Source organism: Streptomyces sp. NPDC059788 (assembly GCF_042732265.1).
Classification (GTDB): Bacteria; Actinomycetota; Actinomycetes; order Streptomycetales; family Streptomycetaceae; genus Streptomyces.
In genome coordinates this window covers 232,865-248,182 of record NZ_JBHWHY010000001.1, presented here as the reverse complement: position 1 = coordinate 248,182, position 15,318 = coordinate 232,865, and the positions used below count along the sequence as shown (strand labels likewise).

At 66.2% G+C, this 15,318-nt stretch carries 16 protein-coding genes; 8 read left to right on the top strand and 8 right to left on the bottom strand.

Going from position 1 to position 15,318, the window contains the following annotated elements; genetic code table 11:
* Window positions 1-76: 76 nt before the first annotated feature.
* Both ACFV57_RS01305 and ACFV57_RS01300 read right to left on the bottom strand, forming a co-directional pair.
* Complete coding sequence (locus ACFV57_RS01305; RefSeq protein ID WP_385224396.1) at window positions 77-823, bottom strand: hypothetical protein; 747 nt, start codon at window positions 821-823, stop codon at window positions 77-79.
* Complete coding sequence (locus tag ACFV57_RS01300) at window positions 820-1,443, bottom strand: hypothetical protein (protein ID WP_385224394.1); 624 nt, start codon at window positions 1,441-1,443, stop codon at window positions 820-822. The genes ACFV57_RS01305 and ACFV57_RS01300 overlap by 4 nt, the downstream gene beginning before the upstream one ends.
* Window positions 1,444-1,722: 279 nt before the next feature.
* Here ACFV57_RS01300 and ACFV57_RS01295 point away from each other — a divergent pair, with 279 nt between their 5' ends.
* Window positions 1,723-2,133, top strand: coding sequence for a hypothetical protein (locus ACFV57_RS01295; RefSeq protein WP_385224392.1), 411 nt, complete (start codon window positions 1,723-1,725; stop codon window positions 2,131-2,133).
* Between the two features lie 305 nt (window positions 2,134-2,438).
* Here ACFV57_RS01295 and ACFV57_RS01290 read toward each other — a convergent pair whose 3' ends face one another.
* The 5 genes from ACFV57_RS01290 to ACFV57_RS01270 all read right to left on the bottom strand — a co-directional run bounded on the left by ACFV57_RS01290 (window position 2,439) and on the right by ACFV57_RS01270 (window position 4,921).
* Entirely contained in the window at window positions 2,439-2,684 is a 246-nt protein-coding gene (locus tag ACFV57_RS01290; RefSeq protein WP_385224390.1) for a hypothetical protein, read from the bottom strand.
* Window positions 2,685-3,099: 415 nt separating this feature from the next.
* Window positions 3,100-3,552 carry a Pycsar system effector family protein gene (locus ACFV57_RS01285; protein WP_385224388.1) on the bottom strand — a complete coding sequence of 151 codons (453 nt, stop codon included), beginning with the start codon at window positions 3,550-3,552 and terminating at the stop codon, window positions 3,100-3,102.
* A gap of 176 nt (window positions 3,553-3,728) precedes the next feature.
* A complete protein-coding gene (locus ACFV57_RS01280) occupies window positions 3,729-3,983 on the bottom strand; it encodes a hypothetical protein (RefSeq protein WP_385224386.1) in 255 nt (84 codons plus the stop codon).
* Between the two features lie 165 nt (window positions 3,984-4,148).
* Window positions 4,149-4,286, bottom strand: coding sequence for a hypothetical protein (locus tag ACFV57_RS01275; protein ID WP_385224384.1), 138 nt, complete (start codon window positions 4,284-4,286; stop codon window positions 4,149-4,151).
* A 248-nt stretch (window positions 4,287-4,534) separates the two neighbouring features.
* Window positions 4,535-4,921 carry a hypothetical protein gene (locus tag ACFV57_RS01270; RefSeq protein ID WP_385224382.1) on the bottom strand — a complete coding sequence of 129 codons (387 nt, stop codon included), beginning with the start codon at window positions 4,919-4,921 and terminating at the stop codon, window positions 4,535-4,537.
* 787 nt (window positions 4,922-5,708) lie between these two features.
* Here ACFV57_RS01270 and ACFV57_RS01265 point away from each other — a divergent pair.
* The gene (locus tag ACFV57_RS01265) at window positions 5,709-6,506 is read left to right on the top strand and encodes a hypothetical protein (RefSeq protein ID WP_385224381.1); all 798 of its coding nucleotides are present in this window, start codon (window positions 5,709-5,711) and stop codon (window positions 6,504-6,506) included.
* A 360-nt stretch (window positions 6,507-6,866) separates the two neighbouring features.
* On the opposite strand, the gene ACFV57_RS01260 is transcribed toward ACFV57_RS01265, so the two are convergent.
* Window positions 6,867-8,558: an RNB domain-containing ribonuclease gene (locus ACFV57_RS01260; RefSeq protein WP_385224379.1), complete on the bottom strand. Its 1,692-nt coding sequence runs from the start codon at window positions 8,556-8,558 to the stop codon at window positions 6,867-6,869.
* Window positions 8,559-9,034: 476 nt separating this feature from the next.
* Between ACFV57_RS01260 and ACFV57_RS01255 the strand changes: the two genes are divergently transcribed.
* From ACFV57_RS01255 to ACFV57_RS01230, 6 genes are all read left to right on the top strand, one after another.
* Complete coding sequence (locus tag ACFV57_RS01255) at window positions 9,035-9,277, top strand: hypothetical protein (RefSeq protein WP_385224377.1); 243 nt, start codon at window positions 9,035-9,037, stop codon at window positions 9,275-9,277.
* A gap of 187 nt (window positions 9,278-9,464) precedes the next feature.
* Entirely contained in the window at window positions 9,465-9,872 is a 408-nt protein-coding gene (locus ACFV57_RS01250; RefSeq protein ID WP_385224375.1) for a hypothetical protein, read from the top strand.
* Complete coding sequence (locus ACFV57_RS01245; protein WP_385224373.1) at window positions 9,869-11,026, top strand: hypothetical protein; 1,158 nt, start codon at window positions 9,869-9,871, stop codon at window positions 11,024-11,026. Before ACFV57_RS01250 ends, ACFV57_RS01245 begins: the two co-directional genes overlap by 4 nt.
* Complete coding sequence (locus tag ACFV57_RS01240) at window positions 11,023-11,316, top strand: hypothetical protein (RefSeq protein ID WP_385224371.1); 294 nt, start codon at window positions 11,023-11,025, stop codon at window positions 11,314-11,316. Before ACFV57_RS01245 ends, ACFV57_RS01240 begins: the two co-directional genes overlap by 4 nt.
* Window positions 11,317-11,454: 138 nt before the next feature.
* Window positions 11,455-12,150, top strand: a complete 696-nt coding sequence (locus ACFV57_RS01235; protein ID WP_385224369.1) for a hypothetical protein — start codon at window positions 11,455-11,457, stop codon at window positions 12,148-12,150.
* A gap of 792 nt (window positions 12,151-12,942) precedes the next feature.
* A complete protein-coding gene (locus ACFV57_RS01230; protein WP_385224367.1) occupies window positions 12,943-15,318 on the top strand; it encodes a DNA topoisomerase in 2,376 nt (791 codons plus the stop codon).

Genomic DNA, 15,318 nt, shown 5'->3' with positions numbered 1-15,318 from the left:
CCCTCTCGTCGCTTCGTGCTGGCCGGGCAGCCACCGCTACGCCCCCCCGAAGGGGCGGACGGAAGCAGTCCGGAGTTCAGGTGGGGTTCTTGTCAACGGGCACGCGGGCGTCGTTGAAGCAGTGGGCGACGGCCGGCTCGCCGGGGTGGTAGTCGATCGACTTGATCCGCCAGTCGGCCGGGTCTTCCTGGGTGCCGTCGGCGAAGGCCCGGTTCGCGGTTGCCATGGCCTCGTTGTCGTTGACGAGGTAGCTGTACTCGCCGCTGCACGGGTTGTAGTCGTTGATGTACGTGAACATGAACGAGCCGTCGGCGGAGTACTGGTCGAGGTCGAAGTCGGGGCCTTCGTTCGCCAGAATGTCGAGGCCGTCTCCCGTGTGCTCCAGGAACATCGCCCGGTCCATGATTTCGTGGTAGTCGACCGTGCCGTACACGAAGTGCCGCTGAATGAAGTAGAGCGCCCGTGCGAGCGTCGCGGCGTGGGTAATGAACTTGCCGTCCAGCGTGACGCGGCAGTCCGCGCCGTCGTAGGTGTCCCGAGGCATTTCGATGACGCGGTAGATGACCGGCTGTGCGCCGCCGACCCGGACCTCGTGCTTGGTCGCCTCGACAGATTTCCCGGCGCGGACCCACTCGGTGACGGTGCCCACGATCGACACGGTCGTGCCGCGACGGTCATAGCGGTACTCGGTCATGAAGGCTTCGCCTGTCTTGTAACGCATGGCGTTGAACTCGCTGTCCGAAACCGGGGCGAGACCGAGGCGTTCCAGGCTCTTGTTCTGGGCGGCGCGGAGCTCGGCGAGGCTGATCAGGTTGCCGTTCACGTGGAGACCTCCTCTTTCTCGTCGTTGTCGGCAGAGGCGATCAAAGGGCAGTACGCGTCGCCGCAGTTCGTGCAGGAATCGCAGTGGTCCGTGCAGTGGTGGCTGCTGCACCGGAGGGCCTCGGCGAACGCGGCTCGGACCCGCTCGGGGAGGCACGGGTCGGTGGAGTGCTCGTACATCGAGCAGGCCCAGGCGTGGTCTTCACCGGACCGGCCGCCATCGATGGTGTGGTGATGGATGTTGTGCCGCAGCAGTGCGTCGGTCCGGATGCCGTCGATGAAGGTGACGGTATCGGGATTGCCGTCGGAGTCGACGTAAGTGATGACGTCGATCCGCGGACGCCGCAGGCAGGTTTCCGGCTTCTCGGCCATCGCCTCGACGGTTCGGAAGGTCGGCGGATACATGACGCGGGCCGGGGCGCCGCCGCAGTTCGCGACGACCTCCAGCCTGTCCTTGTGGGTGCCGATGCCGGCCAGGGCCAGCTTGTGCGGCGCGTACTCCTTGTAGAGCACGTCGAAGTAGACCGGGACTCGGACCTCGATAGCCCCCTCGCAGGTGAAAAGCCGACCTTGGAAGCTGTGGATCTGGCGTCCGCAGACGAGTTTTTGGGAGTCGGACATCGTTTTCTCCTCGGAATTGATAACGGCCGACAGCCCCAGCGCGGTGGGCTATCGGCCAGTGAATCGTTACGCCAAAAGGCTAGGCAAAAAGCGCGCCTACGTGTCGCCCTGGTGGGTTACACCAGGCCCTTCGCCGTGAGCACAGCCTGGCTGCTCACAGGTCACCGGGAGGATTCCTCATGATCCGGCAGGTTCCTTCCTGCGCGGCGAGCGGCGCTACCTGTCCCTGGAGAGATCGATTACGCGGACCGCGAGTTACAGCGGGTCTCGTCCCAGCTCATGTCTTTCAGTGTGCGCCGGTACACCGATGCCCACGCGCCGACGAACCGCTCCTACATCGTGGGCTTCCATGGTGGGCACAGCTGGTACGTAAAGGCGGGAAAGGCCACCTCCGACATCTGGGTGAACCGGGTCACGAGGCACCACAGGATCGCCAGGGTCCATCGCTACGTCACAACTGGGCTGTGGGTGTTGCCATGGCTGGATCTCTCACAGATTCACCGCGCAGAGACCCGGGTCCTCAACTCGCTCTACACGGAGTGCATGCGCTTCGCCCACAGTCACGCCATCCCCGAGGAAGACAGGCACGGCTTCCAACGCGACGGCGAATACTTCATCGGCATGCACTTCGACGAGGTCGAACCCGTCGCCGAGGGCATCATCCGAAACCGTGCGGATCGCCCGATGTAGAACGACTGACAGATATCGGCGAGTTACGTGCTCCCTGGTCTCTGAGCCAGGGTTCCCGGCCGGGCCCCGCGCGGAGGGATGGTCAGTGGCGGTCGTTGGTGCATCAGGCGGCGGCGCGCCGGTCGGGGGGGGGTGACGCCGCAGCGGTCACTGAAGGCCTGCGTGAGGCCGGTGTGTTCCAGGTGCCGACTCGCGGCTCGGCGTCCGTTACCGGTAGTCTCTCACGCCGATGTCCTGACAGCAGGGTCTCTGACATGTGCTTACACCGGTCCGTGTAGCGCAGCGGGTGCGAGGCACCCGGAACACTAACTACATTCCTGCGAGTCGGCATATGCCGGCTCGGTGTCCTCGACATCGGAGATGTCGCTGTCGGTGGGCAACGAGTGCTGACCGGCGGCTTCTCGCAGGCGGCGATGCGCTTCTTCGGGAATGAGTTCGCCATGGGTGCGCACGTGGGGAGCGCCGAGGCTGGATGCTGCCAGCAGCGCTTCGAAATCGTCGGTGGGGTCCGTGGCCGTGTTGTGCATGGTCTGGTCCTTGTGAATGCTCATCGTGATCCCCCTCCCCCAGCTGCGCCTAGTGCAGGCCACTGGCGGAGGCCTTGGTGCGGGGCGGGCCAGCCGGCGCTCCAGCGCTTTGGCCGTGAGCCCGACACGGTGCGCGGTCTCGGCCTGGGTGTAGCCGAGTGCCATCCAGCTCAGCGCCTCGCGCAATTGAGGATCGGGCAGCAGGCGGCGCAGGTGTGCGAGGTTGTCGTAGGTAACGGCAGCCTGGACTGGGTCGGTGACCCGCTGGTCAGTTTTGCCTTCTGGTTCATCGCGTACTCCCAATCATGTCGGTGCGGCCAGTCCAGCCGACCGTCCAGGACGTGCATGCCGCCGCTTCGGAGAGCTGCCAGGCGCGGTAGGCACACGGGTCGCAGACGGTGGTAGAGGCGGTGCCGTAGCCGTGCGCGCGGCCGGCGCGTCATGAGACGCCCCCCGCGGTGAGGACGGCGGCCACGACCAGCAGCAGGCCGCCCGCGAGCGTCAGGTCAACGGCGCGGCGCAGACGGCCGTACTTGGCGACCGCGATGCGGGAGAGAACCCGGATGTGCTGCGCCCGGCGGTCGGTGCGCAGCTCGTCGCAGATCTGTTCACCGGTGAGCTTCGCCCACCGCGGGAAGCCTGCCGTCTGGCTGGTCAGGCTGGGGCGGACCGTGCTCAGCAGCACGCCGACGGCCGCCAGCAGCGCGGCCACCCCCAGCGTGCCGATCAGGCGGGCCGCGGGCGGCACGTACACATCCGTCGCGGCCGTGGCGACACCGAGCAGCACCGCCCCATTGAAGGCGAGCAGCGCGGCTACCTCGGTGTCCGTACGGGTAATTTCCGCCTTCACCTCGGCGTGCGCCGCAGTCAGCGCCTCATGCAGCGTGCTCATGCCCCCACCCCGGTGCACTGCGCCGTGGTGCTCAACATCTGTCGGTCCGGCATCGGGGTTCGGTGTACGACCGGGCGCCCTGCGCAGGTGCAGGTGTTGTCCGTCTGCATTCTCTTCACTCCAATCACGACGGAACCCCCGCACATCAGGCGGGGGCTCGGACCATCGGGCGTGGATCACACCTCGTCTTGCTCGACCACCGTGCACGGGGTCATGAGCCGGCCGAACCGGGCCTTCGCCCCAGCCGGCACTTCGAGCGTGGCGCCCCACATGTCCGCGGCCCAGAACCGGGTCTGGTCGTCGGCGATCTCCTCGAAGTGCGGGTACTTGCCCACAACGTCCGGCGGGACCGTGAAGTTGATCTTCTCGGCCTTGGTGGCCCAGTCTCCGGTGCCGTGGCACTTCTCCAGCATGATCGATGCGACGACCATCTAGCCGTCGCGGATTGCGGCGGCGTCCTTGTCGTCGAACTCGTTCACCGAGAACGCCCCCGTCATGTCCGGCAGATGTTCGGCGATCACAATGCGATACATAAACCCTCCTGGAATGCGAAAGGGCCCAGCGAAAACGCCGAGCCCCACCTGAATGCGCTGTGCTCAGTCCTGGTACGTGCGGTCCCTGCCCGTGCAGTCGTGGCCGGTCACCACGGACTCGGACCCGAACCGCGTGTACTCAATGCCAACGCCGTCGGAGAGCTTCTTCGACAGCTCCACCAGGGCGTAGCTGGTGACCATGTCGTGCCGCCACTGTGCGAGCGATTCAAACCCCAGTGTCTGTGCCTTCTCGTCGGTCGGCCCGGCTAGGTCGGCCGTGGTCCAGTCCGCGGGTCAATTCACCGGGCTCGGATTGGGGGGCGGCTCGACGATCTTGTCCATCGGCCTGCGAAGCGCCGTGGTGCCGTTGCCGGCGTGCATCGGCACGTACACCGTTCCGGCTTCGTGTTAACCCCACCCGGTCATGATCGGGGCGCCCTCGTGGTACGTCACGCCTTCTCCTCCTTCGCCAGCCGCGCGTACTCGGTTGCCGCGCCGACGTCCTTGTACTTCTTAGTCAGGCGCTCCCACCAGGCGTTCACCTCACGGATCATCCGCTCGCACACCTTCTGCGCCTGCGCCAGGCCCGTCGGACCGGTCTCGTGTCCCCGCGGGGTGTAGTCGACCGGCATGATCTGCTCAGTGGACACCGTCAGGCCCTCAATGTTGAGCAGCAGCCGGAACGACGTCCCCTCCGGCGCGACCTTCACCATTGTCGCCTCCACCGTCTGCGACCCGTATAGATCGGTCAGGTACTCGAGGGCTATCTCCGACGTAATCGGATCGGTATCCCGGATCCTGTTCTTCACAGCCCAGTTCGCCGGTTCGATATACATGCAGCGCACCTTCTTTCATCGCATTCGCTACCTACTCAACCGGCGGAGGAACCGCACCCCCGCCCGCACCGTGCCGGGCCTCACCTGAATGTGCTGTGCTCAGTCCTGGAGCGTACGTCCCTCGTACACCAGTCGCCGCCCCGACCGCACGTCGAACAGCTTCGCCGCGACGCCGAGCTGCGTCTCGTCACACGTCGCCCTCCCCGCCTTCCGGAACGCCTCATCCGCCGACTCGGCCTGGAACGTGTTGCACCAGCCGTTGTGGCCGAGCGCCGCCGCCTCTCGCTCGATCCGCTCCTCCGACCAGAAGATCCCCGCCCCAATCGAACTCCCCCAGCATCGTGTAGGCCGTCATCCCATCCCCATCTCGTCTTTCATCTCGCCGTGCTCCTCGAAGCCATCGAACATGCGAATCCTGTGCCCTCGAAGACCGCGCCACACGCCGTGCGCAGGGCCCGCTCATAGTGGTCGCCCAGCAAGCCGACCGACAGGGGTCACCCGTAGCCGGCATGCGCAGGCTGTATCGCAGAGCCCCCCGGATCAACTCCGTTGATCCCCACGTGCCAAACAGACCTGCAGGCACTCTGCGCGTCCGGGCCCCGCTCTGCGCATCCTCTGCATCTTCTATCGCGTCGCATACCGACTCATCACGGACTACCATTCAATAGGTATTCGAATAGGATGCTCTCGGAGACCAGTCGATCCAATCGGACTGGTCGGTAACAGGAGGGCGAGGCGAGAAGCGATGAAGGCCCGGAGGACGAGGAAGGCTGGCCCCTCTGCCGCGGTGCTGGCTGCGGCCGCGGGCGTTGTGCTGGTTGGGTGTTCCGGCGGCAGTGGTGGAACGACTCAGGAGGCACAGGCTTCGCCTGCATCGAGCCCGACTACGAGCACTGTCAGGGTCGCCGACAAGCCCCTTGGTGAGGCGCTGGACAAGCTCTCTTTCCAGGGCGCCGGGGGTTCCAGAGAGGACGGCGGGGCCTGCCTGGCCAGCGCAGTGCGGAAGGCGGGACTACCGGAGAAGGCGCTGGCCTTCATCGTCAAGGCCGACAGCGACGACATAGGCGCAGTTATCGACGAACTGAACACGGTGAGCAAGGACGACGCTGCGCTCCTGGCCTCGCGGTCGCTGCGTAGGGACTTCGACGCATGCATCGACAAGGCTGTACTTCCGAGCAGCAGCCTCAAGGCACAGAGCTACATGCCGCCGAAGGCAGCCGCGAAGCCTGCGGCCGGCAAGCCGAACCTGAAGCCGGCATACCCGGTCCGCGCAGATCAGCCGGTCAACTCGTCCATTGAGCTCACCAAGGGTCTGGTCTCGATGTTCTCCTCTTTCGCCCGGGACGAGAGCCAGAAGAAGGCCTACGCGGCGGCCGGCCAGTGCCTGTCGATCTTGGTGTACAACGCGGGCTTCACCCAGGAGGCTCTGCGCTTCTTCGCCGGCGGCGCACCCCTCGGCGCCGGGTCGATCACCGAACACCTGCCGAACGACAAGGACAAGACGATCTGGCAGTCTCCGAGATTCGCCCAGGGGCTTGCTGACTGCACGACGAACGCGACGCCGAGTCCCACGCCCGGCTCCTGAGCGGGAGCCCATCAGACAGACGGAGGACCCGGTGGGGCATGTCGCACCGGGTCCTCTCTCTTCTTGCCGTCACGCGCTCACCAGGCACGCCCACCGGCGCGTGGGCGCCTTCCTGACGGAGCAAGGCAGCGGAGGTGAGGAGAGGGGAGTGCGCCGCGTAGTCGGCCCAGACGTGGCTGCCAAGAGCTGCCGGAAGACCTCGGCCTGATGCGACCCGACAAGGGTGCCGGACGCGATAGCAGGCGTGGCCGCACGGCGCCCGCTTGAGCCCGGAAACGGTCAGAACAGTGCTGGCTGTCTGCGCCCAGCATGCCCCGGAGCCCCGCCGGAAGGGCCAGGGTTCCGGGGCTGTGCAGCAATTCAGGCGGCGTCGCTGTCGCCCGTAGCGGCGTGGACCTGCTGGAGGAGGGCTGCGGCAGCGGCAGCCTTGGCTGCGGACTTCGCCGTTGCCGTGCCAGTAGCGGTCAGGGCATTGCCGTTGTGCGCAGCGTGAGCGGTACAGATGAAGGTCATCTGGTGGCCGGGGCCGGTCGCTGCGAAGTCGTACCGCAGGTCACGGACGGCCAGCATCTGGGCGTACTCGTTGAGCACCGCGACCGGCTGGCGTCCTTCGGCGGCCGCGGGCTGGACAGCCTTCTCCGGCGTCGTTCCATCGTGTGCACGCCTATGGTTTCCGGAGGGATCCGGCAGACCCGCGAGGCTGGCCAGGAGACTGAGCGCGGCCTGATGACGTGCCGCCTTCTTCGACAAGGCCGAACGCTCGGCGCCGACCACCGGGCCCGCTGCCTCCGCGAACTCGGCCCGGGAGGTGAACACGGACGAGTGCGCCTGCCCACTGCTGCGGTCGGTGAACGTCGGGTTCGGAGCCCTGTTGACCTGCGCGTGTACCGACAGCACGCTGACCGCGGTCTCGGGTGCTGCCGCGATGGTCTGCAGGCACTCGGTTCGGGCAGCCTCCCAGGCGTCGGTGCAGGCCACGAGCAGAATCATCTGCAGTTCGAGGGAGGTCAGTTGCTGCTGCTTGGCCCGACGAGCCGCCTCCCGGGCAAGGGAGGCGCTGGCGATGTTCTCCTTGCAGCCCTGCTTCAGGACGGCGTGGAAGTCCCGGCTGTCCAGATGGGAGTAGTCGGCCTCGGCCGCTGCCGCCTTGCGCGCGGCAGCGTGCGCGGAGGACCTCCGGACGTTGTGCTGGGCTTCACGGTCGGCGCGAGCGCCCTCGTTCAAAGCCTCAGCAACGGACAGCAGTTCGGTATCCGCGTACGGACCGGGAGCACCGTCCAGGTGGCTGAAGATGACACGCTGCACGACCAAGTCGGCATAACGACGTAGCGGCGAGGTGGCGTGCACGTAGCCGGGCAGGTTCAGGCCCCAGTGGCCGCTCATGAAGGGCGCGTACTCGGCGGCCCGCAGCACCAGCAGGGTCCGCCGCTGTAGCGACTCAAGGCGGGCACCGGTGCTGTCGGACAGGGCGAGATCGAGGTCGCCGAGGAGCGCCTCGCGCGGTGGAGCGACCTTGGCCGCGGAATGGTTGCGGAACAGGAGCAGCAAGTCGCGCTCGGCGGCCCACTCCGCCACAGCCGTGTTCGCGGCGATCATGCACTCCTGGACGATCTTGTAGGCGACGTTCCGTTCCGCGGCCGCTACCCGGACCAGGCGGCCGTCCTCGTCGGTGGCCCATCCCTTCAGCAGGTCGTACAGGGCCAGCGCACCTTGGTTGCGCCGCCGTGCGAGCAGGGTCTCGCTCAGTTCGGCTGCATCGCGCAGCTGGTGGTGCAACTGATCAGCGGGGTCGCTGACCGCAGCCGCGACCGCGTGGTGGTCCATCGCGAAGGCCCCGCGCATCTGGGCCCGTGCGAGGTTCACACCGACCGGTGTGCCAGCTACATCGAAGGTGACCCGCACGCGCAGGGAGGCGCATGCCCGACCCTCCGCGAGGGTGAGCCCGTCCTCTACGGGGCGGGGCAGCATCTTGGCCGTTCCCCGAAAGCCGCCGTACGTCGACTCCCTGCGCTGGTACGCCTTCCGATCGGCGGTGCTCCCGGGGGGCGACACCGGAGGCGACGTCGGCGATGTACACGGTGAGTTCCCAGCCGTCCGGCAGGCGGCGGACAACGATGGCGTCGTCCCGGTCGAGGCTTCCTGTGCGGTCGATCATGAGGGGAACGGGGTGGACGAGTGCGGACGGGGCGGGAGATGTGTGGGCGGGCAACGCTTCTTCCTTCCGTGTCACGGTGCGGCCGGACGGCGCACGGCCGACGCGAGTTTCATCATCTCTGAAGGTGGTGCCGGCCTGTGCGGTGTCGGCAGAATCACGGTTCGGGGAGGACGGGAGTGTCCGGAGCTCAGATGCGCTCCAGGGTGCTGCTGGCACGCGGACACAGCTTCGGATGTACTCGTAGCAGGTGGACACCGGGGTCCTCGGGTAGCCGGGCGACTCGTACAGTGGCGTGACACTGCCGTCGACCGTGATCAGGCGAGCCCGACAGCCCCGGTGCACGCGCCCAGCGTGCACGGTGTTGTTGCCTGCGATGAAGCAGACGGGGCGCGCCGGCTTCGTCGAATGGCCGGTCTGCGCGGCACATACAGGCCTCGGCCCGACAAGGTCGACGCTCGGTCCAGGTGAGCAATTGTCTGACGGCGAAGGCGAGTTCGGCCATCTCCTGCTTCCCGCGTTCCATGAGGGCACCGTTCGGTCCGTCTGGCATGTGCAGGATCGCCTCAGTGGCCTGGCTTTCGCCCAGCAGAAGGTGGATGCGGTTCACAGCAGCTGAACCCGCCCGCAGGAAGGAAATCGAGCAGGGCCACCTGTTGCGGTGATGCGCCGCCAGGGGGGCGACTGGGGGCGACTGCAACTCTACTGGCATTCCACAGGAAGCATAATGCGCGCCAATGACTTATCGAGTGGCATTGATAAGATGGCCTTGTAGATCAGTCGAATAAGGCAAGGAGAAACCGCACATGGCCGCCGCACAGGAGTCGGAGAAGACGGCGCAGCCCGTGCGCGGTACGAAGAAGAAGCCGCCGGGTGCGACGCGGAGCAGCAGTAATGACCGCCAGGGCATGTTCGTCCGGCTGAGCTCGGTCGACAAGCAGCGCGCGGAGTACTGGGCCGACAAGCGTGGGTTCTCCTCGGTGAACGAGTACGTGGCCGAGGCGGTCGCCGAGAAGATCCGGCGCGAGAACCTCGACTATGACCTGCCGACCCTGGAGATCGCGCGGCTCAATGAGCTTGTCGATCAGGTCGCGGCGCTGTCGAAGAACTCGGCGAACCTCGAACGAGTCGTCACCACGGGCTTCGATTCGCTGATCGGGCTCACCCGCGGCGACAACTACCTGCTCGATGAGGAGGACGGTGAGCTCGCATGAGCCGGGACTTCGCAGAGATGCTGGAAGCGGCCACACCCACCGACGAGGTGATGGATGTGGACACCTCCTTCCTCGACGCCTACCGGCGTGGCGGGAGCGAGGAGTTGAAGCGCGCCCAGGCTCGGGCTGCGCAGCCCGAGGTGGCAACGCCCGAACCGGCGGTGCCATTCGATAAGGCCGGCGGCATCGGTTCTCCACTCAAGGCTGAAGGCCCGCAGGCCGATCTCGACGTGGAAGCCGAAGCGGATCGCCCGACCCCGGAGCCGGATCACGAGCCCGACGCCGGCGACTCCGAGCGGGCCGGCGGATCCCATCAGCGCGGCGGCGGCGGGCAGAACGCCGCCGACGGGGTGCTCCCGGCCGGTGCATCAGCGGGTCCAGTGGCTGATGCTGTTCCGGCTCCCGGGGCACAGCCGGTCGTCGAGGACACCGCTACAGCCGAAGTCGCTGCTCATGCCGTCGTCGCCGTACCGAATGAAGCCGAGCATGCAACGTCCGGCTCGCTGCGGCTCACCGACCATCAGGGTGCCGTGCAGAGCGCGGCCTCGAAGGGCGCTTCAGGCAATGCAGCCGAGACCGCCACGCTTCCCCAGTCGGGCTTCCGGCTCGCCGGCGTGCAGAGCCAGCCGCATATCAAGGCGCTGCCCGAGAGCATCATGAACGCGCTGCGGGAGCAGCTGCGAGCAGCCGCAGTCCGTGAGCTGGGCGTGAACGACAGCGCTGCTCGGGAGTTCAGCCAGAGGCTGAGCCAGGGCACGCTGGTGACGGCGTTCCTGCTGGCGCAGCTCGACCTGCACCTTGATGCCGATCCTGCCACCGAGCGTGCCGTTGAGCTGTTCCGCTCTCGCGACCCGCTGCTGGGCAGCGTGGTGACACGGCTGATGAGCATCGAGGCTGTGGAACACGAGCGGGACGGGTTGTTGCGCAAGCTGCGCGACGAGCTGAGCGAGGTCCGCCAGACCAGTGCGGTGATCGAGCAGGCGCTGGCGTACTCCATCGCCGACCGCACGGAGAACTTCCTGCGGGGCTCGCACAACCTTCATGACGCGCCGATCACGCACAAGGAGGCGATCTATTTCCGGGACAAGGCCCGTGAGGCGACCAGGAAGCAGTTGAGGCTCGAACGCGAGCGGGAAGGACGGCCGATTCGATGACCGCGACGAGCAAGGGGAACTCCTTCCCCACCCAGGACGACGTCAAGCGGGCCATCGCCATCCGCAAGGGGACGCCAGTCCGCTCGATCCACATCGTCCTGCGAAACGTCTTCCTGGCCCTACTGCAGGAAGGCATGATCTTCCGCGATCCCACCCGCGGCTACGTCTTCGCCTGGATCATCAACACCGCGCCTTCCGTACCCTCGTCCTCAGCCACGCACGTCTGGACGAACTCACCTACCGCTGCGCCGTCGCTTGGCTCCGTGAACGTCACCGCCGCTGGCCGGTGACTACCAACCGGCACCTGCTGTTCAATCGATGGACCGAGGTAGACACCACTCACTTGCTCATCGGCACCACGTTCATCGCCATCTGTCGATCACTTCGCCTCGCTCGAGGTGAACAATGAACTGAGGAGCGATGCGCCAATGACCATCGAGCGACTGCCCTTGCACGCCAACGGGCATCTGATCTCTCGCAAGGCCGAGGTGGAGGTGCTTCGGCTCGACGGCCGGGAACCCTACGTTTCGGGCACCGCGTGCAGCTGCGCTGTCTGCGACCGCCAACCGGTTTTCCGGCTCACCGACAGTGCCGTCCACGTGCAGGAGCCCTGCCCCTATCCTGACAGCATCACCACCAAGATCACCATCGACGTGCCTTCCGGAAAACTCCTGGTCACAGACGATCTGCGTCCGGTCTTCAACTGGGACGACAACGTCATCGCCAGCTACAACTCAGCCCTTGGCCAGGCCCAGGCTGTCGAGGCCATGGCTGCGGTCGGCTGCGCCTACGGCCCGGTGGGCAACAGCTGCCCCGGCCTGTACTGCACCGCTCCGGACAGCTACGTCATCGCCAGTCCGCGCTACGACGATGACGATATGCCGTCGCTCCCGGAGAGCATCCACCTGGCGGCCATCTGCACCGACTTGTGGGCTTACTCCATCGCCGACCTTGATCACTGGAAGTCACAGGGCGGTGATCCTTCTGCTCTCGGCTGGAGCGGCACGGTCGTGGACGTGCCGGCCGGGGCGTACCGATTCATCCATCACTCCGGGGAGCGCGGTTTCGACCGCGATGGCGAAGAGACCGTGACTTTCGCTCACGTCGAGCGCATCGTCCGCTGACCGAAGGCGCTCTGTGAAGCTCGATCGGTGGCTGCCAGCCCGTACCTTCGTCTGGCAGCGCTGCAAGACATGCGGCAAGGGTCTGAGCCTCCGTGCCCAGGACCCGGTGTACCTCGACCTGCACTGCACTCCGCGGTGCGCGGGTATGGCCGCGCCTGCCTCGCTGTCCCAGGACGCGCGGCGCGGATGCCGGACGCAGTGCGACGGGACGTGGGCCTTCAAGCGCCGCTACCGGAGCGAGCGAGAGATCTCCGCGAAGCTCCGGGAAGACACGTCGACAAGCGGGTACTGGTGTGAAGAGAGCTGTGGTGCGATCCACGTTGGCCACACGTGCATGGGCGGGCGTGAGAAGTTCCGGATGTTCGAGGAGCTGACCGCGGACCTGCCGAATCTGCTGATCAAGCCCAGGGGGGCAGGCCACGCGCAAGCATGTCGCCGAGGGGGCCGGCGTGCGGCCCATCCGACTCAGGGAGCTGGAGGAAGGCCTGAAGTCTTCGGCGGGACTCAAGATACTCGGCAAGGTGCGGCGGGTGTACCCCGTCCGGCTCGGCGTGGTGTTGTCGTCTGGGCGGTGACGGCGCTCGACAGATGGCGATCCCGAGAAGCTGAGCCTCTCGGGATCTTCTCTTTCTTCGACGAGGGGTGCTTGCTCGAACAGCGCGCCGGCGCCGGCTTTTCTGTGCGCCCATCACATTATTCAAATCCCTTCCATGCGCCTATCGACTCCCATTCAACTGCCCTTTTCGAGTAGACTCGCACTCGCTTCCGAATCAATGGCGAGAAGGAGTGGATATGGTCGCGATTGTCGTCGCAGAGAAGCCGAGCGCCGCGAGGAACATGGCCAGCGCCCTCGGCGGGACGAAGGGGCGCTACAAGGACACGGTCTACGAGGTGGCGAGCCTGCGGGGTCACCTCTATGAGTTCGTCCAGCCACACGCGATGGTGGACTCCTCGCTCGCGGACACCTATCAGAAGTGGGACCTGGGCAATCTGCCGTGGAACCCGCAGGATCTTTCGTGGAAGCGCGAGCCGCAGAAGAAGGACGCGAACGTCATCAAGGCGCTGCGCAGTGCGCTCGGCCGTGGCGATGAAATCGTCATCGCCACGGACCTGGATCCGTCCGGCGAGGGCGATCTGCTTTTCTGGGAGGCGATCGACGAACTCGGCTTCCACGGTAAGCGGTTCAGCCGCATGGAGTTCACCGACGAGTCGAAGGCCTCGATCCGGAAGGCCTTCGAGCAGCGTCGGCCCGTGAGGGCCATGCAGGACGAGGGCGGCTACCGCAAGGCGATGTACCGCTCGCAGTGGGACTTCCTCTCGATGCAGTTCACCCGTATCGCCACAGCGATGGGCCGCCAGTCCGGCCAGGACCTCGTGTTGCGCCAGGGCCGGCTGAAGTCGGCGATGGTCTCTCTCGTCGGCGACCAGCAGAATGCCTACGACGCGTACGTCAAGAAGCCGTTCTTCCAGAACCGCTTCCGCGACGAGAACAACGTCCTGTACACGAACCCGGACGAGCCGCAGTGCGAGCAGAGAGGCCAGGTGCCGCAGCGGTACGGCCCTTCCGCTGTCGTCCTGGACAGCAAGACGGACAAGAGGACCGCGCCGCCGAAGCTACTCGACCTTGCCTCCCTGTCGTCGATGCTCGTCGGCAAGGACGTGAAGGCGAACCTGACACTTTCGACCTACCAGAAGATGTACGAGGACCAGGTTGTCTCCTATCCGCGCACGGAAGACAAGACGATCACGCCTGAGCAGTTCAAGGACCTCGCACCACTGGTCGACACGATCGCCGTCGTGGTCGGCGTCGACGCTGGACTCCTGACGCACCGCCAGCCTCGTTCCACGCACGTGAAGACCCGAGGCGCGCACGGCGCGAACCGTCCGGGACCAAAGGTGCCCTCGTCGCTGGGCGAGGTCGAGCGCAAGTACGGCAAGGCCGGACGGCTCATCTACGAGATGCTCGCGAAGAACTACCTGGCCATGCTGGCCGAGGACTATCTCTACGAGCAGCAGAAGGGTCACGTGGAGAAGTATCCGGACTTCGTCGGCATCGCCAGCGTGCCCAAGAGCCCCGGCTGGAGGACGGTGTTCGATCCGGACGCCGGCGATGACGCGGACGAGGGCGATGGGGACGAGTCCGGCAAGGGCCTGGGCCAGAACGCTGAGCCGTTCACCTTTGAGGGCGCGAACAAGCGCCCCGAGCACCCGACGATGAAGTGGCTCATGAAGCAGCTGGAGAAGTCCGACGTGGGTACAGGTGCGACCCGCACCTCGACGTACTCGGAGGTGACCAACGACAAGGCGAAGTACCCGCTGCTGATCGAGAAGGATCGGAAGCTCAGGCTGGCGCAGGCCGGCGAGATGAGTTGGAGGCTTCTGCCGGGCACGCACATCGGCGATCTCGGGCTCACCGAGAAGGTCTACGCCGACATGCGCGACATCGCCGCCGGAACGGCGACCGCCGAGGAGCGCCTGGCCGTCGTCGCCGACTGGGTGCGCGAGGACATCGTCACGATGACGAAGAACGCCGCGTCCATGCGCGCCGAGCTAGGCCTGAAGGAGCGGGTCGGCGCCGCCCGCGTCGAGGGAGTGTGGCAGGCCGCTCCGGGTGGCCCGAAGAAGGCCGCTTTCAAGAAGATCTGGTCGGGCCACGAGTTCAGCGATGACGAGGTGGCGAAGCTGCTCGCGGGCGAGACGATCTCGTTCGAGGTGAGGCCGAAGGCGGACAAGCCCTTCACGGTCACCGGTGCGCTCGGCGTCGGCGACTTCAAGGGTCGCAGGTTCGTCGGGTTCCAGCTGGAGGGGCTGGACAAGCCGACGAAGTGGTCTGGCCGGACGTTCACGCCGGCCGAGATCACGGTGCTCCTAGCGGGCCAGGCGCTGGAGATCGACAATTTCGTCAGCGCACGGACTGGCAAGACCTTCGGTTGCAAGGTCAGATGGGACGCGAAGGCGAAGAAGATCATCCCTGATTTCGGCTCCGGCGACGAACCGCCTCGGTCCTGGTGCCAGGTGACCTTCACCGATGCGCAGCGCAAGGACCTGGCGGCCGGCAAGACCATCGAGGGCACAGGCTTCGTCTCGGCCAAGGGCAAGACCTTCGACGCCCGCATCTCCTGGAAGGAAGAGGGCGGCACGAAGAAGATCGTCCCGTCGTTTGGTTGA